Below are 21,602 nucleotides of genomic sequence, written 5' to 3' on the forward strand. Positions count from 1 at the left end.
GGCCGGGGGAATCGCCGGTGCGACCGGGAGGTCCGATCGGAGGGGAGCCGATCGGCGCCGGTCCGGCGGGCCGACGTCGTGCGTAGTCTTGCCGCATGCCGTCCGCGCGCACCCGGATCGTGATCGCCGAGGATCACCCGCTGTTCCGCGAGGCGTTGAGCGCGACGATCCGCGAGCGGCCCGACTTCGAGCTCGTGGGTGAGGCGGCGACCGGACGGGCGGCGCTCGACCGCATCCGCGAGCTCGCTCCCGACGTGGTGGTGCTCGATCTCAAGCTGCCGGACCTCGACGGCCTGCAGGTGCTCGCCGCGCTGCGACGCGCGCAGTCGCCGGTCAGGGTCGTCCTGCTGAGCGCGTTCCTCGACGGCGCCATCGCCTACGAGGCGGTCGCGGCGGGCGCCGAGGCGTACCTCTCCAAGGACGCCGACCGCGAGCGGGTCTGCGACACGATCGCGGCCGTGGCCCGCGGGGAGACCGTGCTCGCTCCCGAGATCCAGGCTGGGATCGCGCAGGAGATCCGCACCCGCGGCGCGGTCAGCCGCACGGCGCTCTCGCCGCGCGAGCAGGAGGTCCTCGCGCTCGTGGCGGAGGGCCACAGCGCCCCGGACATCGGGAAGCGGCTCTACCTCTCCCCCGCCACCGTCAAAGGACACCTGCAGAGCCTCTACGAGAAGCTCGGGGTCTCCGACCGGGCCGCAGCGGTGGCCGAGGCGATGCGGCGCGGCCTGCTCGAATGACCCTGACGGCCCTGCTCGACCACCCGACGCGGGTGATCGCACTGGTCCGGCTGGCCGCGCTCCCGGTGTTCCTCGCGGGCGAGCGGCTCATCGAGCACCCGGACGCCCGCAGCGGGGCGTTCCGGGTGATCCTCGTCCTCGCGGTGGTCTACGCGGTCCTCGCGGCCGCCGCGGCGTTCTCGGCGCCACGGCGACGACCTCCGGGTCGCGTCACCGCGAGCGTCGACCTGCTGCTCCTGGGGCTGCTGACGTACACCTCCGGCGGGCCGTTCTCCCAGTTGCGCTACGGGTTCTTCATGGTGCCGGTCGCGGCCGCCTTCCTGCAGGGTCCCCGCGGGACGGCCATCGCCTCGGCGGCGGCCCTGAGCTGCTACCTCGTGGCGACCACCACCTACCCCGATGCGCGCTCCGACGCGATCGAGGTCGAGATCACCCAGACCGTGTACTTCGCCTGGCTCGCGCTGGCCTCCATGCTCCTGAGCGCTGTCCTGGCACGCCGGCAGGAGCAGATCCTGGCGCTCTCCGACGAGCGGGGGCAACTCGTCGCCCGGGCCCTGGAGGCCGAGGAGCGCGAGCGCCGGCGCCTGGCGGAATCCCTGCACGACGACGCCATCCAGAACCTGCTGGCCGCCCGGCAGGCGCTCGGAGGGGCCGACGGTGGCGCGGAGCCCGACCTGGCGCTCGTGCGGACGGGACTCGACCGCACCGTGTCCCAGCTCCGCGACGCGATCTTCGACCTGCACCCGCAACTGCTGCGCCACGCGGGCCTGACCGCAGCACTGCAGGCCGTCGCCGAGCGGTTCGGCACGCAGGCCCCCGAGGTCGCCTGGGAGATCGCGGTCGACGACGACGCGGCGGCGTCGCGGGACGAGACGGTCTTCGCGATCACCCGTGAGCTCATGACCAACGCGGTGCGGCACGCCGACCCCACGACGATCGGGGTGAGCATCTTCCCGCGGGACGACGGCGTGGTCATCCGCGTGCACGACGACGGCGTCGGCATCGACCCGGACAGGGCCCGCGACGCGACCGTGCAGGGCCACATCGGGCTGGCGTCCTGCGCCGAGCGCGCGGAGGCGCTCGGCGGACGACTGGAGGTCGCCAGCGCCGCCGGCGCGGGCACGCGCGTCGACGTGTGGCTGCCCGCTCCGGACTGAGGCGCTAGCCGTTCTTCGCGGACCCGAGGCCCGGGCCCGCGTGCAACGGCGGCTCGGCGCCGCTGTCGCCCTGGACCTCACCGGCGTCCGCCTGATCGTGCTGTCCCGCGTAGGGCTCGTCGCTCGGATGCCCCGCGTCGATGCCCAGGCCGTGCAGGTACCGGTCCGCCATGCGCGCGGCCTGGCGGCCCTCGTTGATCGCCCAGACGATCAGCGACTGCCCGCGACGAGCATCGCCCGCGACGAAGATGCCCTGCTCGGACGTCTCGTAGGTCGGGGCCTTCACGTTGCCACGCGGGTCCTTCGCCAGGCCGAGGGCGTCGACGACCTCGGGCTCGGGGTGCAGGAAGCCCATGGCCAGCAGGACCAGGTCCGCCTTGAGCTCGCGCTCGGTACCCGGGACGGGACCGAACGGCGGCGCGGGCTGCGCGTCGGCGATCCGCAGGGCGGCGACCTTGCCGTCCTCACCGGTGAACTCGGTCGTGACGACCGAGAAGTCCTGCTCGCCCTTGTCGACCGCCTGGGCCTCCTCCATCGCGTAGGAGAGCCGGAACTTCTGCGGCCACAGCGGCCACGGCGTGCGGTCGTCCGGGCGCTTGACCGGGGGCTCCGGCAGCAGCTCGAGCTGCGTGACCGACAGGGCGCCTTCCCGGAGCGAGTTGCCGACGCAGTCCGCGCCGGTGTCCCCGCCGCCGATCACGACGACGTGCTTGCCCTTCGCGGTGATCGCCGCCGGCTCGGGAGCCTGGGCGCGCGGCGCGGGCTGGTCCGGCTGCGTCGCGGCGACCCAGCGGTTGCGGACGTAGAGGTAGTCCATCGCGGAGTGGATGCCGTCCAGCTCGCGACCGGGCACCGGGAGATCGCGAGGGACCCGGGAGCCGATCGTCAGGACGACCGCGTCGTGGTCCGCGCGCAGCTGCTCGACCGACACGTCCTTGCCGACCTCGACGCCACAGCGGAGATCCACGCCCTCGGCGAGGAGCTGCTCGACGCGACGCTCGATGACGGACTTCTCGATCTTGAAGTCCGGCACGCCGAACCGCATGAGCCCACCGGGCGACTCGTCGCGCTCGAACAGGGTGACGGTGTGACCCGCGCGTCGGAGCTGCTGCGCGGCCGCCAACCCGGCGGGCCCGGCACCGACGACGGCGACGGTGCGTCCGGTCTCGACCTCGGGCGGCTCCGGCACGACCCAGCCGTTGTCCCAGGCCGTGTTGATGATCGTGTTCTCGACCTGCTTGATCGTGACCGCGTCACCCTCACGGATCTCGAGCACGCAGGCGGCCTCGCACGGCGCCGGACACAGCCGTCCGGTGAACTCGGGGAAGTTGTTGGTCGCGTGCAGCTGGCGGATGGCGTCCTGCATCCGCCCGCGGTAGACGAGGTCGTTCCAGTCCGGAATCAGGTTCCCGAGCGGACAGCCGTTGTGGCAGAACGGCACGCCGCACTCCATGCAGCGCGCGCCCTGCTGCGCGACCTCCTCGACGGGCCGGGGGGTCAGGAACTCCTTGTAGTCCCCGAGCCGCTGGGCAGGATCGTCGTAGCTGACGTTCGAGCGCTCGATCTTGAGGAAGGCTCCGAGCTCACCCATGGCTACTCCCCCTCCCCGGCGCGGAGGTCCGGTGAGCCGATGACCTCGGCCGCCTCGGCGTCGAACTCGTCGGCGTCGGGCGACGCATTGGCATCCTCCTGCTCGGCGAGCTCGGCGAGCACGCGCTTGTAGTCCGTCGGGAAGACCTTCACGAACTTCTGCGACAGCGTCGCCCAGTCGTTCAGGATCCGCTCCGCGACGGTCGATCCCGTGCGCTGCATGTGCTCCTCGACGAGCTCACGCACCTCGATGAGGTCGGCCTCGTCGAGCGCCTCGATCTGATCGACCATCGACGGGTTGATCCGGTGCCTGAACCCGCCGAACTCGTCGAAGACGAACGCGAGGCCGCCCGACATGCCGGCGGCGAAGTTCCGGCCCGTGGGGCCCAGCACGACGGCCCGACCACCGGTCATGTACTCGCAGCCGTGATCGCCGACGCCCTCGACGACGGCGGACGCGCCGGAGTTGCGCACGCAGAAGCGCTCGCCGGCGAGCCCACGGAAGAACGCCTTGCCCGCGGTCGCCCCGTAGAGGACCGTGTTGCCGACGATCACGTTGTCCTTCGGGTCGAACGTCACCCCGTGGACGGGGCGGACGGCGAGGGTGCCACCGCTGAGGCCCTTGCCGGTGTAGTCGTTGGCGTCCCCGTGCAGCGTGAACACGACGCCGGGCGCGAGCCAGCCGCCGAAGCTCTGCCCCGCGGAGCCCGTGAAGTCGACGCAGATGCTCCCGTCCGGGAGCCCCTGGGCGCCGTGGGTCTCCGCGACCTTCGAGGACAGCATGCCGCCGACGCAGCGGTTGACGTTGCGCACGTCGACCGCGATCTGGACCGCCTCACCGCGCTCGATGGCGGGAGCCGCCTGCGCGATGAGCTCATGGTCCAGAGCGTCGTCGAGCACCGACGGCGGAGCCTCGATCCGGCGCAGGGGCGCGCCCTCGGGCATCTGCGGGCGATGCAGGATGTGCGTCAGGTCGACGCCCCGTGCCTTCCAGTGCTCGATCGCGTCGTCGGCGACGAGCAGGTCGCTGCGGCCGATCATCTCCTCGAACGTCCGCACGCCCAGCGACGCCATGATCTCCCGCAGCTCCTCGGCGACGAAGAAGAAGAAGTTCACGACGTGCTCCGGCTGGCCCTCGAAGCGCTTGCGCAGCTCCGGGTCCTGCGTGGCGATGCCCACCGGGCAGGTGTTGAGGTGGCAGGCGCGCATCATGATGCAGCCCGTGGCGATCAGCGGAGCGGTCGAGAAGCCCATCTCGTCCGCACCGAGCAGCGCGGCGATCGCGACATCGCGACCGGTCTTGAGCTGCCCGTCCGTCTGGACGGTGATCCGGCTGCGCAGGTCGTTGAGCAGCAGCGTCTGCTGGGTCTCGGCGAGGCCGATCTCCCACGGGACGCCGGCGGACACGATCGAGCTCAGGGGCGATGCGCCGGTGCCGCCGTCGTGACCCGCGATGACGACGTGGTCGGCGTTCGCCTTGGCCACGCCGGCAGCGACCGTGCCGACCCCGACCTCGGACACGAGCTTCACGCTCACCGAGGCCTTCGGGTTGGCGCAACGCAGGTCGTAGATGAGCTGCTTGAGGTCCTCGATCGAGTAGATGTCGTGGTGCGGCGGCGGGGAGATCAGTCCGACCCCCGGAGTCGTGTGCCGCACCGAGCCGATGTACTTGTCGACCTTGTGGCCGGGCAGCTGCCCGCCCTCGCCGGGCTTGGCGCCCTGGGCCATCTTGATCTGGAGCTGATCGGCGTTGACCAGGTAGTGGGCGGTGACACCGAAGCGGCCTGAGGCGACCTGCTTGATCGCCGAGCGGCGCAGGTCGCCGTTCTCGTCGCGGTTGAAGCGGCGCGGGTCCTCGCCGCCCTCACCGGTGTTCGACTTGCCGCCGAGGCGGTTCATGGCGATCGCCAGCGTCTCGTGCGACTCCGTGGAGATCGACCCGAGCGACATCGCGCCGGTCGCGAAGCGCTTCACGATCTCCACCGCAGGCTCGACCTCGTCCAGTGGCACCGGCTCGACGTCGGAGCGGAACGTCAGCAGGCCGCGCAGCGTGGCCTTGCGGGTCGCGTCGTCGTTGACCGCCTCCGCGTACTCCTGGTACTTCTCGCGGGCGTCCTTCTCGTCGCCCGTGCGGACGGCGTGCTGCAGCAACGCGATGGTCTGCGGGTTCCACATGTGGTGCTCGCCGTCGCGGCGCCACGCGTAGACGCCACCCACGGGAAGCAGCTCGTCGTCGTCCGACGTGCCGTCCCAGCGGTACCCGCGGTCGTGACGGTCCAGGGCCTCCTGCGCGAGCACGTCGAGGCCGACGCCGCCGATGCGCGACGCGGTCCCGGTGAAGTGGCGCTCCACCAGCTGCTTCTCGAGCCCGACGGCCTCGAAGATCTGCGCGCCGCAGTACGACTGGATGGTCGAGATGCCCATCTTCGAGATCGTCTTGAGCAGCCCCTTGCCGATCGCCTTGACGACCTGCTTCTCGGCCTCCTCGACGCTCTCGGTGCCGAGCTTGCCCTCGTCCTGCAGCTCGGCGAGCGACTCGAACATGAGGTAGGGGTTGATCGCACTCGCACCGAAGCCGATCAGGGTCGCGAAGTGGTGGACCTCGCGCGGCTCGCCGGACTCGACGACGAGACCGGCCCGCAGACGCGTGCCCTCCCGCACCAGGTGGTGATGGACGGCCGCGGTGGCCAGCAGCGCCGGGATCGCGGCCCGGTCGCGACCGAGGTTGCGGTCGGTCAGGATGATGACGTTGTAGCCGGCCTCGATGAGGTCGTGCGCCTCGTCGCAGGCGTTCGTCAGGCGGGCCTGCATCCCCTCGGGGCCCTCTGCGATCGGCCACGTGATGTCGATCGTGCCCGAGCGGAAGGCCGGATGCTCGATCTGCTTGAGCGTCTCGAGCTCGTGGTTGCGCAGGATCGGCTGGTCCATCGCGAGCTGCCGGGCGTGCGCCGGAGCCTCGGTGAGCAGGTTGCCCTCGGCGCCGACCCCGGTCCCCAGGGACATGACGATCGCCTCGCGGATCGGGTCGATCGGCGGGTTCGTGACCTGCGCGAACAGCTGCTTGAAGTACGAGTACAGGGGCGGGCGCTGATCGGAGAGCACGGCCAGCGCGTTGTCGTTGCCCATCGATCCGATCGGCTCCTCGCCCTTCGCCGCCATCGGCGAGAGCAGCACGCGGAGATCCTCCTGGCTGAAGCCGAACGCGAGCTGACGGGCGCGCAGCGGCTCCGTGCGCTCGACGGCCGGCTCCTTCACCGGGAGGTCGTCGAAGTGCACGATGTTGTCCTGGAACCACTGCGCGTAGGGACGCTGCGTGGCGACCTCCTTCTTGACCTCCTCGTCGGCCACGATGCGGCCGCGCTCGAGGTCGACGAGGAAGAGCTTGCCCGGCTGCAGGCGGCCCAGGCGCTTCACGTCCTGCGGGGCGATGTCGAGCATGCCCGTCTCGGACCCGAGGATCACGTGCCCGTCGGTGGTCTCGACCCAGCGTCCCGGCCGCAGTCCGTTGCGGTCGAGCGTCGCCCCGACGACCCGCCCGTCGGTGAAGGCCACGGCCGCGGGCCCGTCCCACGGCTCCATGAAGCAGGAGTGGAACGCGTAGAAGCCCTTGAGGTCCTCGGGCAGGTCGTCCCGGTCGGCGTAGGCCTCCGGGATCATCATCATCGCGGCGTGGGGCAGCGACCGCCCCGCGAGCATCAGCAGCTCGAGGACGTTGTCGAACGTCGCCGAGTCCGAGCCGCCGAGCCGCACGATCGGCAGCACCTTCTGGAGGTCGCCGCCGAACAGCTCGCTGGCGAGCTGCGACTCGCGGGCGCGCATCCAGTTGATGTTGCCCATCAGCGTGTTGATCTCACCGTTGTGGGCGATCACGCGGAACGGGTGGGCCAGCTCCCAGGACGGGAAGGTGTTGGTGGAGAACCGCGAGTGGACCAGCGCGAGCGCGCTCTTGAAGCGCTCGTCCTGCAGGTCCGGGAAGAACTTGCGGACCTGGTCGGAGATCAGCATCCCCTTGTACACGCAGGTGCGCGAGGAGAACGACGGGGCGTAGAAGTCCGGCCCCGCGGCGATCTCGACGATCCGGCGGATCACGTACAGCTTGCGCTCGAACGCCATCTGGTCGTGGGTGAACCCGGGTCCGGCCGCGACGAACAGCTGCGCGATGTGCGGACGCGACTGGTTGGCGGTCGTGCCGACGAAGTCCTCGTCGATCGGGACCTCGCGCCAGCCGAGGACGATCTGGCCCTCGACGCGCACGTTCAGCTCCAGCAGGCCCTCGACCTTGGCCCGCAGGCCCTCGTCCCGGGGCAGGAAGCAGGTGGCGACCCCGTACTGGCCGAGATCGGGGAGCTCGAACTCGCAGACCCCGCGGAAGAACGCGTCGGGCATCTGCACGAGGATCCCGGCGCCGTCGCCGGTCTTGGCGTCGGCGCCCGCGGCGCCGCGGTGCTCGAGGTTCTCGAGGGCCGTCAGCGCGCGGTCGACGACCTCGTGGGTCGGCGTGTTGTCCAGGCGGGCGACCATCGCGACGCCGCAGGCGTCGTGCTCGTTCGCAGGGTCGTACAGGCCTTGGGCCGCTGGGCGCTTGTGGTGCATCGTCATGAAAGGCTCCCGGAAGGACGCGGGGGTGCCCGGAGGCGGAGCCGCGAAGGGTAGCAATCAAGGGCCGATAAACCGCCGCTCAGAAGCGTCCGGCATGGGGGCCGCGACGGACGGTCGCCACCGGCGCGTCCGGGCGGGATCCGGCGAAGTCCCTGCTCAGGCGGACTTCTTCGCCGCTGCCTTGCGCGCGGCGGGCTTCTTGGTGCGCGACTTGGAACCGGCAGGGGCCTTGGCCGGTCCGCGGGAGCCGCCCGGGGTCTTCCCGGGCGCCGCCTTGCTCGTCTTCGCGCGTTCGGGGGCCGACCTGGACGGCGTCCCGTCCCCGCGCACGGCGTCCAGGGACGCCTTGAGCGCGGCCATGAGGTCCGGCACCTCCTCGGTCGGCTCCTCGGACGCGGGTGCGACCGAGATCTCCTCACCCGAGGCCTTCGCCTCGATGAGCGAGAGGACCTCCTCGCGGTAGCTGTCCTTGTAGCGACCGGGCTCCCAATCCGCCTCGAGCGACCCGATGAGCTGCTTGGCGACGTCGAGCTCGCGTTTCGTGGTGCTGATCTCCTCGGCGGCCGGGACCTCCTCGAGCCCGTCGGCGTCGACGATCTCGTCCGCGAAGACCATGGTCGAGCACCCGAGGACCTCGCCGCCGGCCATCGGTCGGATCGCCACCAGCGCCTCCTTGGTACGCAGCACCACACGGGCGATAGCGACCTTCCCCGTGTCGTTCATGGCGTCGAGCAGCAGCCGGTAGGGCTTCGCCCCGCCCGTCGCCGGGGCGAGGTAGTAGGGCGTGTCGAAGTGGACCGGGTCGATCTCCGCGAGATCGACGAAGTCCTCGATCTCGATCGTGCGCGTCTTCTTGGGCTGGATCGCCTCGAGCTCGGCGGGCTCGATCACGACGTAGCGGTCGGGCGAGATCTCGTACCCCTTGACGATGCGGTCGTAGGGGACCTCCTCGCCCGTGCTGTCGTTGACGCGCTTCTGCTTGATGCGCGCGTTGTCGGCGCCGTCGAGCTGGTTGAAGCGGACCGACTTCGGGCGGACGGCCGGGTACATCTTCACGGGGACGGTGACCAGGCCGAAGCTGATCGCGCCGCTCCAGATCGCGCGGGGCATCGTCCGAGGTCTACCCGGAAAGCGCCCCGACGACAACCTCCGCAAGTGCCGATGCGCGATTTCCTGCCCGCGGCCCCCGCCGCAGGTTCGGATGCCCGTCGTGGCGGGTACTCGAACGGTGTAGCGCTGAACTCGACCTGGAGGGACCCCAACCATGGCCACCCGAAACGCATCGCACGGCATCCTGTCCGAGGACCAGAGCGAGGCCCGTGAGCGCATCGTCGAGATGCTGACCCGGGCCTACTGGATGGAGATCGAGACCGTGATGAGCTACATCGCGAACTCGGTGAACCCCGACGGGATCCGCGCGCAGGAGATCATCGAGAGCCTCAACGCCGACATCCAGGAGGAGCTCGGCCACGCGCAGCAGTTCGCGAACCGCATCAAGGAGCTCTACGGCGTCGTGCCCGGCTCGCTGGAGTTCAAGGCCGAGCAGACCTACCTCCAGCCTCCGGAGACCCAGACCGACATCACCCACGTGATCAAGGGCGTCATCGAGGCCGAGACCGGCGCGATCGAGTTCTACAACGAGATCATCCAGGAGGCGTCCGAGGTCGACCCGGTGACCGAGGACATGGTCATCGCCATCCTCCGTGACGAGGAGGGGCACCGGCGGCTGTTCGAGGGCTTCCTCCGCGAGTTCGAGGCCGACGGACTGGCCTAGGGCCGGCGGCCCGGCGGATCCCCTCCCCCGCCGGGCCCGCCACCCCCACCGACCGTCTCCCGGCGCAGCAGCGCGACGCCGAACCACAGCGCGACGAACAGCCCGGCGCTGGCAGCAGTGAGCACCCACGGGGCGGGGCCGTCCAGGACGAGGCTGGCCACGACGAAGACCGCGCTGTTCATCGACAGCAGGAGCATCGACAGCGCCCCGATCAGCAGGCGGTTGCCGATCCTCACGGTGAACGCCTTGTCGCGGTGCCGGAAGCGCAGACGGTGGACCGCCGTGGGCGTGATGAACAGCGCCGTCGCCGCCGCCGCCGACAGCAGCGCGACGATGTACATGCCGCGTTCGAGATCCGACAGCGACGTGAACCGCTGCTGGAACGGGACGGCGAGCAGGAAGCCGAACAGCACCTGCACCCCAGGCATCGCCACGCGGGTCTCCTCGAGCAACTCGCCGAGCCTTCGCGTGTCGCGCTCGTGGACCGTCTCGTCCGGCGCCGTGTCCCCCGGGGCGGTGTCCATGCACCGCGGGTACCCGGACGATCGTCCAGCGATGCACGTTCCGGGGGCACACTGGGTACGTTCGACGTGTGAGCGCCTCCGAGGACGACACCGCCGGTGAAGCGGGCCCGGCCGACCCCGGGACCCACGACCACCCCGAGGGCGACCTCGCGCTGCGGCCCCTCCTGCTGCGCACGGTCAAGAGCTACCAGTCGCACAGCATGACCGACCACGCGGCCTCGCTGACGTACTTCGCGATGATGTCCCTGTTCCCGTCGCTGCTGGCGGGGATCGCGATCCTGTCGCTCGTGGGCGAGGCGTCACTCGCCCAGCGCGCCGCCACGTACCTGATCGAGAACGGGGCTGATCCCTCGACGGCCACGGTCGTCCGCGACACGCTCTCCAACATGATCGAGACGAGCAGCGGCGCCGCCGGGTTCGCGCTGCTGCTGTCGTTCGCGCTGGCGCTGAACGGGGCATCCGGCGCGTTCGGTGCCGCCGGCCGCGCCCTGAACGTGGCCTTCGCGGCCGACGAGGACCGGGGCTTCGTGCGCCGCAAGCTCCAGGACATCACGATGGCGCTCGTCGTGATCACGCTGTTCGCCGTCGTGGTCATCGCGATCTTCCTCGGCGGCCAGATCGCCGACGACCTGTTCGGCACGATCGGGCTCGGGGAGACCGCCGCGGGGGTATGGGGCATCGCGCGGTTCCCGGTCGCGCTCGCCGCCGCGATGCTCGCCTACTCGGTGATCTACCGTTTCGCGCCCTCGACCCAGCACCGGCGGTGGCGGTGGATCACGGCGGGGTCGGCCACCGGCGTCGGCATCTGGATCGCGGCCTCGATCGGCTTCGCGATCTACATCCGCAACTTCTCGAGCTTCGGCGCGGCGTACGGGGCGTTCGGCGCCGCGATCGTCCTGCTGCTCTGGCTCTACCTGTCGGCCAACGCCTTCTTGTTCGGCGCGGAGCTCAACGCGACGATCGAGCGGGCGCGGGCGGCCGGGCACGGTGGACCGCCCCCGCCCATGGCGGGGGCGCCGCTGGAGAGCGCGCCCGAACGACAGGACGCCTGAGCGGACTCAGAAGAGCGAGGTCTGGCCGTCCGGGTCATGCCGGGGTGGCGCGTCCGGATCCGCCCGGGTCTGCTCGACAGGCACCGGGCACAGCCCTCCCCGCCCCGGACAGCCCGCGCAGACCCGGCGGTTCGGCTCGGCCGTGGGCCGGAAGTCGCGGGCGAGGATCCCTGCCGCCCGCCCGCGTAGCTGTGTCCGCAGGCGCTCCGCATCGTCCACCGTGAACGTCGCCACCGCAGGTTCCTCGGGGCGATCCAGATACAGATGTGCGACGTCCACGCGCTGGGCCCCGGCCGACAACGCGGCGAGCGCGTAGATCGTGCGCTGGATGCCGTAGCCGGCGGCGACCACCGGTTCCAGCTCCGTCTCGGGCGCGAGGCGGTCGGTCTTGTAGTCGACGACGAGCACGGTGTCCCCCGCCTCCTCGGCCACGAGGTCGACGACGCCCAGGAGCACGGGGACCGACGCGTCGTCGCGCTCGAGCGGGATCGTGAACGTCGCCTCGGTGCGAACGCGGCGGGCCGCGCGGACCCGGTCCATCAGCGGCGTCCGGAGCGCGCGCGCCACGTACTGCGTCAACGTCCTGGCCTCGTCGTCGGTGACCCGGACCTCGAACTCGCGCGCCGCGTCGAGGACCTCCTGAGCGGCCGGTCCGGGACCGGTGAGGTCGTGGAGCTCCAGCACGCGGTGCACGATCGCCCCGCGTGCCCGGGCGTCGAGCCCTTCCGCGGCACGCCCCTGGACCGGGCGGTCGCGCTCGCGCAGCCCGCCGATCTTCTCCAGGTGGAAGCGCAGCCCGCAGCGTTCGTAGCGCGAGAGGGACGAGTAGGAGAGGTGCTCGACCGCGGGCGCGGGCGACGGGGTCTCGGAGACCGCGACCGTGTCGAGCACCGGCCGCAGGGCCGCGAACGGGTCCGCGTCGGGGTCCAGGTCGTGGTCGGAGCCGTCGACGGGACGCTGGCCGACCGACGGCAGCACCCCCGCCACGTCGCGCTCGTCCAGCCAGCGGACCTCGACGCGGACCGGGGCGTCGGCGGCGGCGCCGACGATCATGCGACCGTCGGCCCGAAGCACCGCGGGCGGCTGCGACACGCCCAGCACGCCCTCCGCGACCCACGTCGACGGCCGCCCTTTCTCGAAGGTGCCGTCCTTCTGGGCCAGCTTGACCACGGCGGACATCACGAGCCGGTTCTCCGCCCGGGTAAGCGCGACGTGCAGGATGCGACGCTCCTCCGCCTCGGCCGCCGCGACGCGCTCGGCGTCGAGCTCGGCGAACGCGAAGGCCTTCACGCTGTGGAGACCGTGGCGGGGGACCCGCAGCCCGACCCGGTCACCGTCGGAGAGGACGTCCGGGCCCGAGGCCGGAGGAACGCGCTCGAGGTCGCAGGCGACGACGACGGGGAACTGCAGGCCCTTGGCGGCGTGGACGGTCATCAGCCGGACCGCCGGGACACCCGGGAGCTCGACCGGGGCCTCCGGCTCCCGTGCCTTGGCCTCCGCCTCCTCACGCGCACGGTCGATGAACGACCGCAGGTCACGCCCGACCAGCGTCTCGTGCTCGGCCGCCAGCCGCATCAGCTTGTGCACGTTGGCCAGCCGGCGCGGCCCTCCCGGGAGGGCGAGGACGTGCCGGTCGTACCCGGTCCGCGCGACCACGCGCTCGATGAGCTCGTCGAGGGCCAGCCACGGCAGCCGGTCGCGGGTCTCCGCGAAGTGGGCCACGAACGCCGTCAGCACCCCGAGGGCCTCCGCGGAGAGCCGTTCCCGGAGCTCGGCGACCAGCGGCCCCTCCGCGCCGTCGGCGCAAGCGTCCTGGAGCAGCCGCCACACGTCACCCCCGGTCCGACGGCGGGCGACGGAGGAGATGATCGCGAGCCCGTCCGCATCGACGCCGACCAGCGGCGAGGCGAGCGCCGAGAGCATCGCGTGGCCGTCCCGCGGGTTGGCGAGCGCCGCCAGCCACGCCGTCAGGTCCTGCACCTGCTGGCGCAGCCAGAAGCCGCGGCCGCCGGACGCCAGCGTGGAGAGACCTTCGAGCTCGAGCGCCCGCTCGTAGACCGGCATGTCGGTCGCGGCGCGCATGAGCAGCACCACGTCCTGTGGCCGGTGCTGACCGGCATCGACCCCCTCGCGGACCCAGCGGGCGATGGCTCGCGCCTCGAGCGCCGTGGCCGCGGTGGTCCCCGCCGGCAGGCCGGCGGTCAGGGCCTCGACCTGCCGGGCGGTCTCCTCGTCCGGGTCCTTCCCTGTCGTCGCGTCCACCAGCAGCAGGGTGGTGGCGGGAGGCCCCTCGACGGGCGGAGCACCGCGGCCGGCGACCAGGGGCGTGTAGCCCTCGTGCCCGGTCCCGAGTGCGTGGTTGAGCGTGCTGAGGATCTCGGGCACGGTCCGCCAGTTCGTGCGCAGGAGCGCCTCGGTGCCGGCCGTCCGGTGCCTTGCCTGCGCACGCCGGAACACGCGGACGTCGGCGTGCCGGAACCCGTAGATCGACTGCAGGGCGTCGCCGACGACGAACAGGTCCTCGTGACCGAGCAGCTCCAGCAGCTCGAGCTGGCGCGGGTTCGTGTCCTGGAACTCGTCGACCATCACGCGCCGGAAGCGCCGGGCCAGATCCGCCGCGATCGCCGGGTGGTCCCGCAGGAGGTCACGCGCGAGCAGTTCGAGGTCGTCGTAGTCCACGCCCGAGCGCGCTGCCTTCGCGTCCTCGTACCGGCTGACGTACCCCCGCAGCAGCGTGTCGAGCAGGGCGTGGTGGGCGACGGCCTCCTCGTCGACCATCGCCTCCTCGAGCGCGCAGAGCGCGTCGAGATAGCCGAGCGCCGACTCGGTCTTGAGCGCGTTGCCACGCTTGGAGAACCGCAGCGCGGCGAGGTCCTCGGCGGTCGGAGCCCCGCCACCCGCCAGCAGCTCGGCACACCGCGCGAGCGCGTCACGGGCCGCCTGGACGGAGACGCCGTCCCCGGCGCCGGCGAGCTCGGCTAGCAGCTCCGCGCGCGTACGGTCCAGCTCCGCGCAGGCCGCGGGGATCGTGCCACGGGCGACGGGCGCGGCCAGCGTCGGGAAGCGCTCGCCACGGCTGCGCAGCGCGTCGTGGATCCCGAGGACGGCGCCGGTCAGGCGATCCGCTCCCCAGGTCGCGACCACGGTCAGGGTCTCGGGGTCGGCGGTGTCGAGCACGGCCGCCAGCGCAGCGTCGAAGGCATCCGCCCGCAGGCCGCGGGCGACCGTCTCGTCGAGCACCTCGAACGCCGGATCGACGCCCGCCGCCGCGGCGTGGGCGCGCAGCACGCGCATGCAGAAGCCGTGGATCGTCGAGATCCACGCCTGATCGGTCCCGCGAGCGGCCTCCCGTGCCCCGAGCTCCGACAGCCGGGCGCGGATGCGGTGGCGCAGCTCCCCGGCGGCCTTCTCGGTGAACGTGATCGCCAGGAGCTCCCCGGGCTCCACACCGTCCTCGACGACGGCTCGCGCGAAGCGCTCGGCCAGCACCGCGGTCTTCCCGGAGCCCGCGTTGGCGGCCAGGAGCATCGGTCCGGTCCGGCGGGTGACCGCGACGGCCTGCTCCTCGGTGAAGAGCAGGCCTTCTCGCCCGAGCGGTCGCCCGTCCGCCTCCCGGTAGAGGGCGGTCATCCCTCGCACCGGCAGATCGACGGGTAGGCGCATCCGTCCCCGCGGAACCCGCACGTGCCGGGCCGTGCTTCCAGACGCCCGGCGCGGATCTCGTCCACGGCTCGGACCGCCAGGGCGGTGGCGTCCGCGAGCAGGGTCTCGAACTCCTCCGCCGCAAGGACGTCGGCGGGCCGGGCGACCCCCGTCGCCGCGTCGTCGCGTTCGGCGCCGCGGGCTTGCAGATCGCGCGGCTTGGAGGTCGGCTGGTAGAAGGCCCCGGCCGGTTCGACGTCGAGCAGGGCCGGCAGTGCCCGTGCGTACAGCGCCACCTGGATGCGCGCGTCGCGCAGCCACTCCTGCGCCCCGTAGGCCGTCGTCCCCTTGTAGTCGACGACGACCGCCCGCGCGCCCTCGGGCTCGACGTCCACGCGGTCGATCCGGCCGCTGAGCCGGAGCCCGGGGGCGATCTCGACCGCCGGGTGCTCGTCCTTCGCCCCGCCGAAGGCCAGCTCGAAGGCGGTAGGGACGTAGCGCCACTCCTCGTCCGCGAGATGGTCGACCAGCGCCAGCAGGTCGGCCTCGGCGCGGCGGCGGGCGATGCGGTCGCGTCGAGGGTCGGGCGACAGGCGGTGCTCCGGACCGACGATGTCCAGTGCCTCGTGCACGAGGCGGCGCGCCTCCGCCCGCCGCGAGGGGACCAGGGGTCCCGGGCGCGCCTGCTGCAACGCCCGGAACACGTGCTCGAGCACGGCGTGCATCAGGCGCCCCCGGCCCAGCGGCTCGGGCTCCGGCAGCAGGTCGTCGGGCCGCAGCAGCCGGTCGACGAACCACCGCACCGGGCACGCCAGCCAGGTCTCCAGGCTCGACGCCGACCAGACCTCGCGGGCCGTGAGCTCGGCCAGCACGCCCGGATCGGAAAGCGGCGTGAGGGGCGCGGGGTGCGTGCTCGGCCCCGCGCCGATCGCCGCCAGCGCCCGCTCGCGGTCGGTCGCCGCCAGCGCACCGGTGAACCCGGCGGCCCCCAGCGGCCGCGTGACCGCACGCTCCAGCGCCCCCTGCGGGAGCAGGTCGAGGACCTCGTCCAGGAACGGGGAGGGCACCGAGGGGTCACCGCGCTCGTCGGCCGCGTGCCACGACAGCGCCAGCAGGCCCTCCGGGCGCGATACCGCCGCGTAGAACAGATGGCGCTCCCGGCCCGCGGCATCGTCCGGGCCGGCGATGCGCAGGCCGAGACCGCTCGCCGCGTTGATCGCCCGCCGCTCCGGGTCGCCGAGCAGCGCGTCGGGCCGGGCGGCGGCCGGGAACGATCCCTCCTGCAGGTCGCAGAGGAACAGGGCACGCACGCGGCGCGCGCGCAGCGCCAGCGGGTCGGCGACCACGACGCGATCGGCCCCGGGAGGCTCGCCGACGACGACGCGCACATCGGCGAGGGTCCGGGCCAGACCGGTCGGCGCGGGGACGAGGTCCGGGTCCTCGCCGGCCAGCACCGCGAGCTCCTCCAGGGCGGCGGCGAGCTGGCCGGTCACCCGCGCATCGATGGTGTCCGACGGCGAGGGCGCGGTCCCGGGTGCGCGCGGCGGCCCGGCGGCCCGCTGACGCTCGAGGACGCGGACCAGGCGCCGGCACAGGGCCGCGCCGCTCTCCTGTGCCGCGTCGGCGACCTCGTCGAGCTCACGGAGCGCGAACCCGCGCGGTCCGCTCTCCCAGTGGGCGCGGGCCGCGGCGACGTCACGGATCCCGTGCTGCAGCAGATGGGCCTCCAGCGCGTCGATGGCATCCGTGGCGCGGACGAACCCTGGCGTGCGCAGCCAGGCGACGAGATCGGCCGCGACGGCGTCCGGCGCGGTCGCCGCCCGCAGGAGCCCGATCAGCCCCCGGCCGGGTGGCGTGTGGCCGACCGGCACCTCGCGTTCCAGCGACACGGGGACGCCCGCCGCCTCCATGACGCGCTCCAGGGCGGCAGCGACCGTCTCGGGCCGCCGTACGCCGATCGCGATGTCCGCCGCCGGAAGGCCCTGCCGGAGCAGCGCGCGAACGTGCGCCGCGACGAGCTCGAGCTCCTCGCGCGCGCCCCCACCGCGGAGGAGCAGCACACCGTCCTGCGACGCGGCCCGCTCCGTGCCGGGCTCGAACAACCCGCGCTCGAGGTGATGGAGCACGGTTCGGGCCCCCGGCGCGTAGTGGCCTGCGTTCGCCGGCAGCTCGGTCACCCGGCCCCCGGCGAGCTCGCGCAGGCGCGCGATCGTGCCGTGACGCCCGTCGAAGGCGGCCCGCGCGCTGCCCGGCTCGGATGGCAGCGAGACGGTCACCTCGACGCCGCAGCGCACGGCGAGCGCGTCGGCCGCGTCGAGCTGCAGCGGCGTCAGGTCGTCGAACCCGTACAGCGCCACCGAGCGGCCCCCCCAACGGTCGGGGTCCGCCCGGACGGCGTCCAGCGCTGCCGCCGCGCGGCCGGCGGCGTCGTGGCGGTCCAGGCGCGCCAGCAGACGGCGGTAGGAGGCATAGCCCGTCGCCAGCGCCGTCGCGTACCCGGCCCGGCCCGGCTCCGCGCGTGCCCACTGCGCCATCGCGACTTGGACGCGCTGGGGCGTCAGGGCACGCTCCCCGAGCTCGTCGCAGAGGCCCAGGAACGCGCGGATGAAGCCGGGCGCGGAGGCGAGCGGCGCCAGCGGCCCGAGATCCGCGCGGCGCAGCGCCACCGCCGCCAGCCGTTCGCGGGCGAGGCCGCGTACGGGCTCCCCGCGCAGTCCGGCGCACTCCGCCAGCATCGCCATGAGCGCCTCGAACCGCACGACCGTGGCGTCGAACACCAGGCCCCGCTCGGCGAGCTCGCGGCGGTACCGCGCGACGTCGGCGTAGGTCGGGACGACGAGGACCGGCGCCTCACCGCGCCGTGCCGCGGCCTCGAACGCGTCGAGGACGACGGCGGCCTTGCCGGCGTTCGCGGGTCCGGTGACGAGGTGGAGCGGCACGACCACCCAGGGTCGCACGCGCCCCCGACGACACCGGCGGCGTGGGCCGCGGTGCGCCGTCCGCGGTCAGGCGGCCGCGTCGTCGGCGGCCGCGCGAGCGATCGCCGCGCCGGCGGCGTCGGCGGCGGTCGCCGGGGCCGCCTCGGCGGCCTCCTCGGCCTCGGGAGGCTTGGCGCCCTCCTTGGCCCAGGCCTCGTCGAACTCGACGCGCCAGCGCCCTTCCTCGTTCTGCATCAGCGCGAGCTTGGCGCGGAACGAGCGGCCGGAGCGTCCCTTGAACCCGGTGACCTGCTTGGCGGTGCGCCCGGTCGCGATCAGCTCGCGCGCGACGGCGGCGGGCAGTTGCTTGCCGGCCTTGCCCTTCCAGATCACGAAGCCACAGCCAGGATCCTCACGCGACCAGCACGAGTAGCCCTTGCGGTTCTCGATGATGTCCTGGCCGCACACCGGGCAGGGACCGAGGTTGGCCCGGGGGATCCGCACGTCCTTGAGCTTGGCGTCGAGCTCCCCGACGGTCGCTCCGGCGAACTTGGCGATGTCGGCCATGAAGGCCTTGCGAGTCTCTTCGCCCGACTCGATCCGGTCCAGCCGGTGCTCCCAGTCGCCGGTCAGCGACGGCGAGGTCAGCTGGTGGTCGCCGAGCAGGCGGATGACGTTCAGGCCCTTCTCGGTGGCGACCAGCGAGCGGCCGTCCCGCTCGACGTAGCCGACGTCGATCAGCCGCTCGATGATCGCAGCGCGGGTGGCCGGCGTGCCGATCCCCGACTCCTTCATCGCCTCACGGGCCTCCTCGTCGTCGACGAGCTTGCCCGCCGTCTCCATGGCGCCGAGCAGCGATGCGTCGCTGTAGCGCCTGGGCGGCTTGGTCTCCTTCTCCAGCGACTCGACGTCGCGGACCGCCGCCTCCTCGCCCTTCTCGAGCTTGGGCAGCGTCTGGTCGCGGCCCTCGTCCTCCTGGTCGGGACTCCCCTCGCCCTCCGGCAACTCGCCGTAGACGCCGCGCCACCCGGGCACGATCAGGACCTTGCCGCGGGTCCGGAAGACGTGCTCGGCCACGGTCGTCTCCACCCGCGTGTTCTCGAACACGGCCTCCGGGTGGAAGACCGCGAGGAACCGCCGCACGACCATGTCGTAGATCTTCAGGTCGTCACCGTCGAGCTTGCCGACGTCGTGCGTGGAGTTCGTCGGGATGATCGCGTGGTGGTCGCCGACCTTCTCGTCGTTGACGACGCGGGCCAGCGGCAGCACGTCCAGGCCGGTCACGTAGGCCGCGGCCTTGGCGTACTCGTCGCGCGCACCGACCTTCCCGGCGATCTCGCCCAGCTCGGGCACCATGTCGCTGGTCAGGTAGCGAGAGCTCGTCCTCGGGTACGTGAGCACCTTGTGCTCCTCGTAGCACCGCTGCGCGGCGCCGAGCGTCCGCCGGGCGCTGAAGCCGTACCGGGTGTTGGCGTCGCGCTGCAGCGAGGTCAGGTCGTACAGGAGCGGGGCGCGCTCGGTCCGCTTGGTCTTCTCGAGCTTGGTGATCGTGCCGCGCCCGTCGCGGACCGCATCCGCGATCGCCTTCGCCTCGTCCGGGGTCGCGATCCGCGGCTTGGCGCCGGCGTGGTACCGGCCCTCGTAGCGGCGCTCGTCGTCGGTGGCGAACCTGGCGTCGACCAGCCAGTACTTCTCCGGGACGAAGGCGCGGATCTCCTCCTCGCGCCGCGCGATGATCGCGAGCGTCGGCGTCTGGACGCGTCCCAGGGACACCGCTCCGTCGAACGACGAGCGCAACCGGATCGTCGCGGCCCGGGTCGCGTTCATGCCGACGATCCAGTCCGCCTCCGAGCGGGAGCGGGCGGCGTCCTCCAGGGACTTGTAGTCGGCGTCGTCCCGCAGGTTCGCGAGCGCGTCGGTCATCGCCTGCTTGGTCATCGAGGACAGCCACAGACGCTTCACGGGCTTCTTGGCGCCGGCCTTCTCGAACAGGTACTTGAAGATCAGCTCGCCCTCGCGCCCGGCGTCGCAGGCGTTGATGACGAGGTCGACCTCGTCGTCCTTCAGCAGCTTCTTGACCACGGCCATCTGCTTCTGGCTGCGCTCGTCGCGGACGATCAGCTTGAACTTCGACGGGACGATCGGCAGATCGGCCATCCGCCACTTCTTGTACTTGTCGTCGTACTCGTCGGGTTCGGCGAGCTGCACGAGGTGACCGACGGCCCACGTGACCACGTGCTCGGGTCCTTCCAGCCACCGGGTGGTGCGCTCACCGGCCCCGGTGTGCTTCTGGAACGGCCCGGGCAGCACGCGGGCCAGGTCCTGGCCGACGGACGGCTTCTCGGCTATGACGAGGGTCTTGCCCATGGACGGCGGACAGTAGCGCGATGGCGAGCCGCGCCCCGCGCTCCCCCGGTCAGGCGGTCACGGAGCGCAGGGACCGGTGTCGACCTCACCGGAGGCGGACGCCAGCTGCGCGCGGACCAGATCGTTGGGGATGGCGAACCCGCCCTTCGCCCCTGTCCCCCGCGTCGACGCGAACACCGTCGCGGCCACGCGGCCACGGGCGTCGACGATCGGTCCGCCGGAGTTCCCGGGCCGCACAAGACCACGGAACGACGTGATCTCGCGGCGGAACGGGCCGCGGCCGTAGGCGTCCGGGGACAGGACCTCCTGCGTGGTGCCCAGGCGCGCGGCGCGGACGTCGTACGGGCCGTTGAGCGGGAAGCCGAGGATGGCCCCGGCGCGTCCGCGCGGCGCCTCGGAGGCGATCTCGAGCGGTTCGGCGTCGAGCTGGTCGACGCGCAGGACGGCGATGTCGTTGGTGGGGTCGAAGGCGACCGGCGTGGCGTCCAGGCGCTCGCCCTCGCCCCGCACCTGCACGGTGGTGTCCTCCTCCCCGGCGATCACGTGGGCGTTGGTCACGACGATCCCCGGTTCGGCGACCCAGCCGGTGCCGCTGATCCCCAACCCGCACGCGGTCCCCAGCACGCGCACGATGCTCGCCGAGGCGGCCTGGACGTCGGGGTCCCGTGCGATCTTCGCCGTCGGCGCCGGCACCTGGGCGGCAGGCCCGTCGATCTGCGGGAACGGGTCGAAGCGGGCGATCGCGTTCAGCAACGGGCCGGACGGCGGCAGGATCGCGTTGAGCTCCTTGAGGATCGCGGAGCGCTGGATGTCCCTTCGGAGGTCTCCCGCCCCGGGCGTCTGGAGCGCGACGGCGCCCGCGACCCAGCAGATGCCGAGCGCGACGCAGGCCGACAGCACCGATCCGAGGACGCCGTCGACGGCCGAGAGGCCGGGGACCCGCAGCGTCCGACGCAACCTCCATCCGAGGCCCTCGAGACCGGTCGAGAGGATGGCGCCGCCCAGCAGCGCCCCGCCGAGCCCGAACATCGGTGCGTAGGGCGATGCGCTGCCCTCGCTGAGCAGCTTGGGGCCCAGGCGGGTCCCCAGATACGCCCCCAGCACGAACCCGGCCACGGAGAGCGCTCCGACGACGAACCCCTGCCGCCAGCCGAAGGCGGCCATCAGGACCGTCAGGACGATGATGATCACGTCGATGGTCGTCATGCGCGCAGCAAGCCTACGGAGGTCGGTCGCCGGGGC

The 21,602-nt window shown here is 72.6% G+C and carries 12 protein-coding genes; 4 read left to right on the forward strand and 8 right to left on the reverse strand.

Translation table 11 applies throughout. The features are described 5' to 3' along the window. Nucleotides 1-95: 95 nt before the first annotated feature. Both ABYE80_RS00090 and ABYE80_RS00095 read left to right on the forward strand, forming a co-directional pair. Complete coding sequence (locus ABYE80_RS00090; protein ID WP_372787701.1) at nucleotides 96-737, forward strand: response regulator; 642 nt, start codon at nucleotides 96-98, stop codon at nucleotides 735-737. Beyond that, nucleotides 734-1,894: a sensor histidine kinase gene (locus tag ABYE80_RS00095; RefSeq protein ID WP_372787703.1), complete on the forward strand. Its 1,161-nt coding sequence runs from the start codon at nucleotides 734-736 to the stop codon at nucleotides 1,892-1,894. Before ABYE80_RS00090 ends, ABYE80_RS00095 begins: the two co-directional genes overlap by 4 nt. A gap of 4 nt (nucleotides 1,895-1,898) precedes the next feature. Here the strand turns inward: ABYE80_RS00095 and ABYE80_RS00100 are convergent, their stop codons facing one another. The 3 genes from ABYE80_RS00100 to ABYE80_RS00110 all read right to left on the reverse strand — a co-directional run bounded on the left by ABYE80_RS00100 (nucleotide 1,899) and on the right by ABYE80_RS00110 (nucleotide 9,193). After that, complete coding sequence (locus ABYE80_RS00100; protein ID WP_372787705.1) at nucleotides 1,899-3,485, reverse strand: glutamate synthase subunit beta; 1,587 nt, start codon at nucleotides 3,483-3,485, stop codon at nucleotides 1,899-1,901. A gap of 2 nt (nucleotides 3,486-3,487) precedes the next feature. Continuing rightward, nucleotides 3,488-8,083, reverse strand: coding sequence for a glutamate synthase large subunit (gene gltB / locus ABYE80_RS00105; RefSeq protein WP_372787707.1), 4,596 nt, complete (start codon nucleotides 8,081-8,083; stop codon nucleotides 3,488-3,490). Between the two features lie 156 nt (nucleotides 8,084-8,239). Next, on the reverse strand, nucleotides 8,240-9,193 hold the full coding sequence (locus ABYE80_RS00110) for a Ku protein (protein ID WP_372787709.1): 954 nt from the start codon (nucleotides 9,191-9,193) through the stop codon (nucleotides 8,240-8,242). A 154-nt stretch (nucleotides 9,194-9,347) separates the two neighbouring features. On the opposite strand from ABYE80_RS00110, the gene ABYE80_RS00115 reads away from it, so the two are divergent. Beyond that, on the forward strand, nucleotides 9,348-9,857 hold the full coding sequence (locus tag ABYE80_RS00115; protein ID WP_372787711.1) for a ferritin-like domain-containing protein: 510 nt from the start codon (nucleotides 9,348-9,350) through the stop codon (nucleotides 9,855-9,857). Here the strand turns inward: ABYE80_RS00115 and ABYE80_RS00120 are convergent. Further along, on the reverse strand, nucleotides 9,854-10,381 hold the full coding sequence (locus ABYE80_RS00120; protein ID WP_372787713.1) for a DUF6328 family protein: 528 nt from the start codon (nucleotides 10,379-10,381) through the stop codon (nucleotides 9,854-9,856). The genes ABYE80_RS00115 and ABYE80_RS00120 overlap by 4 nt on opposite strands. Before the next feature lie 68 nt (nucleotides 10,382-10,449). On the opposite strand from ABYE80_RS00120, the gene ABYE80_RS00125 reads away from it, so the two are divergent. Beyond that, nucleotides 10,450-11,433: a YihY/virulence factor BrkB family protein gene (locus ABYE80_RS00125; RefSeq protein WP_372787714.1), complete on the forward strand. Its 984-nt coding sequence runs from the start codon at nucleotides 10,450-10,452 to the stop codon at nucleotides 11,431-11,433. 6 nt (nucleotides 11,434-11,439) lie between these two features. Here the strand turns inward: ABYE80_RS00125 and ABYE80_RS00130 are convergent, their stop codons facing one another. From ABYE80_RS00130 to ABYE80_RS00145, 4 genes are all read right to left on the reverse strand, one after another. After that, nucleotides 11,440-15,063, reverse strand: coding sequence for a UvrD-helicase domain-containing protein (locus tag ABYE80_RS00130; protein WP_372787716.1), 3,624 nt, complete (start codon nucleotides 15,061-15,063; stop codon nucleotides 11,440-11,442). Beyond that, on the reverse strand, nucleotides 15,060-18,014 hold the full coding sequence (locus tag ABYE80_RS00135) for a PD-(D/E)XK nuclease family protein (protein ID WP_372787718.1): 2,955 nt from the start codon (nucleotides 18,012-18,014) through the stop codon (nucleotides 15,060-15,062). Before ABYE80_RS00135 ends, ABYE80_RS00130 begins: the two co-directional genes overlap by 4 nt. A 66-nt stretch (nucleotides 18,015-18,080) precedes the next feature. Then, a complete protein-coding gene (locus ABYE80_RS00140; protein ID WP_372787720.1) occupies nucleotides 18,081-20,360 on the reverse strand; it encodes a DNA topoisomerase 3 in 2,280 nt (759 codons plus the stop codon). A 57-nt stretch (nucleotides 20,361-20,417) separates the two neighbouring features. Then, complete coding sequence (locus tag ABYE80_RS00145) at nucleotides 20,418-21,566, reverse strand: MarP family serine protease (protein WP_372787722.1); 1,149 nt, start codon at nucleotides 21,564-21,566, stop codon at nucleotides 20,418-20,420. Nucleotides 21,567-21,602: the final 36 nt, after the last annotated feature.

Source organism: Paraconexibacter sp. (genome assembly GCF_041602235.1).
In the GTDB taxonomy this organism is placed as follows: domain Bacteria; phylum Actinomycetota; class Thermoleophilia; order Solirubrobacterales; family Solirubrobacteraceae; genus Paraconexibacter.

Coding starts and splice junctions, on each gene's coding strand:
- ABYE80_RS00140 (WP_372787720.1), bottom strand. CDS start 20,360: ATGGGCAAGACCCTCGTCATAGCCGAGAAGCCGTCCGTCGGCCAGGAC.
- ABYE80_RS00120 (WP_372787713.1), bottom strand. CDS start 10,381: ATGGACACCGCCCCGGGGGACACGGCGCCGGACGAGACGGTCCACGAG.
- gltB (WP_372787707.1), bottom strand. CDS start 8,083: ATGACGATGCACCACAAGCGCCCAGCGGCCCAAGGCCTGTACGACCCT.
- ABYE80_RS00090 (WP_372787701.1), top strand. CDS start 96: ATGCCGTCCGCGCGCACCCGGATCGTGATCGCCGAGGATCACCCGCTG.
- ABYE80_RS00115 (WP_372787711.1), top strand. CDS start 9,348: ATGGCCACCCGAAACGCATCGCACGGCATCCTGTCCGAGGACCAGAGC.
- ABYE80_RS00100 (WP_372787705.1), bottom strand. CDS start 3,485: ATGGGTGAGCTCGGAGCCTTCCTCAAGATCGAGCGCTCGAACGTCAGC.
- ABYE80_RS00095 (WP_372787703.1), top strand. CDS start 734: ATGACCCTGACGGCCCTGCTCGACCACCCGACGCGGGTGATCGCACTG.
- ABYE80_RS00145 (WP_372787722.1), bottom strand. CDS start 21,566: ATGACGACCATCGACGTGATCATCATCGTCCTGACGGTCCTGATGGCC.
- ABYE80_RS00130 (WP_372787716.1), bottom strand. CDS start 15,063: ATGACCGCCCTCTACCGGGAGGCGGACGGGCGACCGCTCGGGCGAGAA.
- ABYE80_RS00110 (WP_372787709.1), bottom strand. CDS start 9,193: ATGCCCCGCGCGATCTGGAGCGGCGCGATCAGCTTCGGCCTGGTCACC.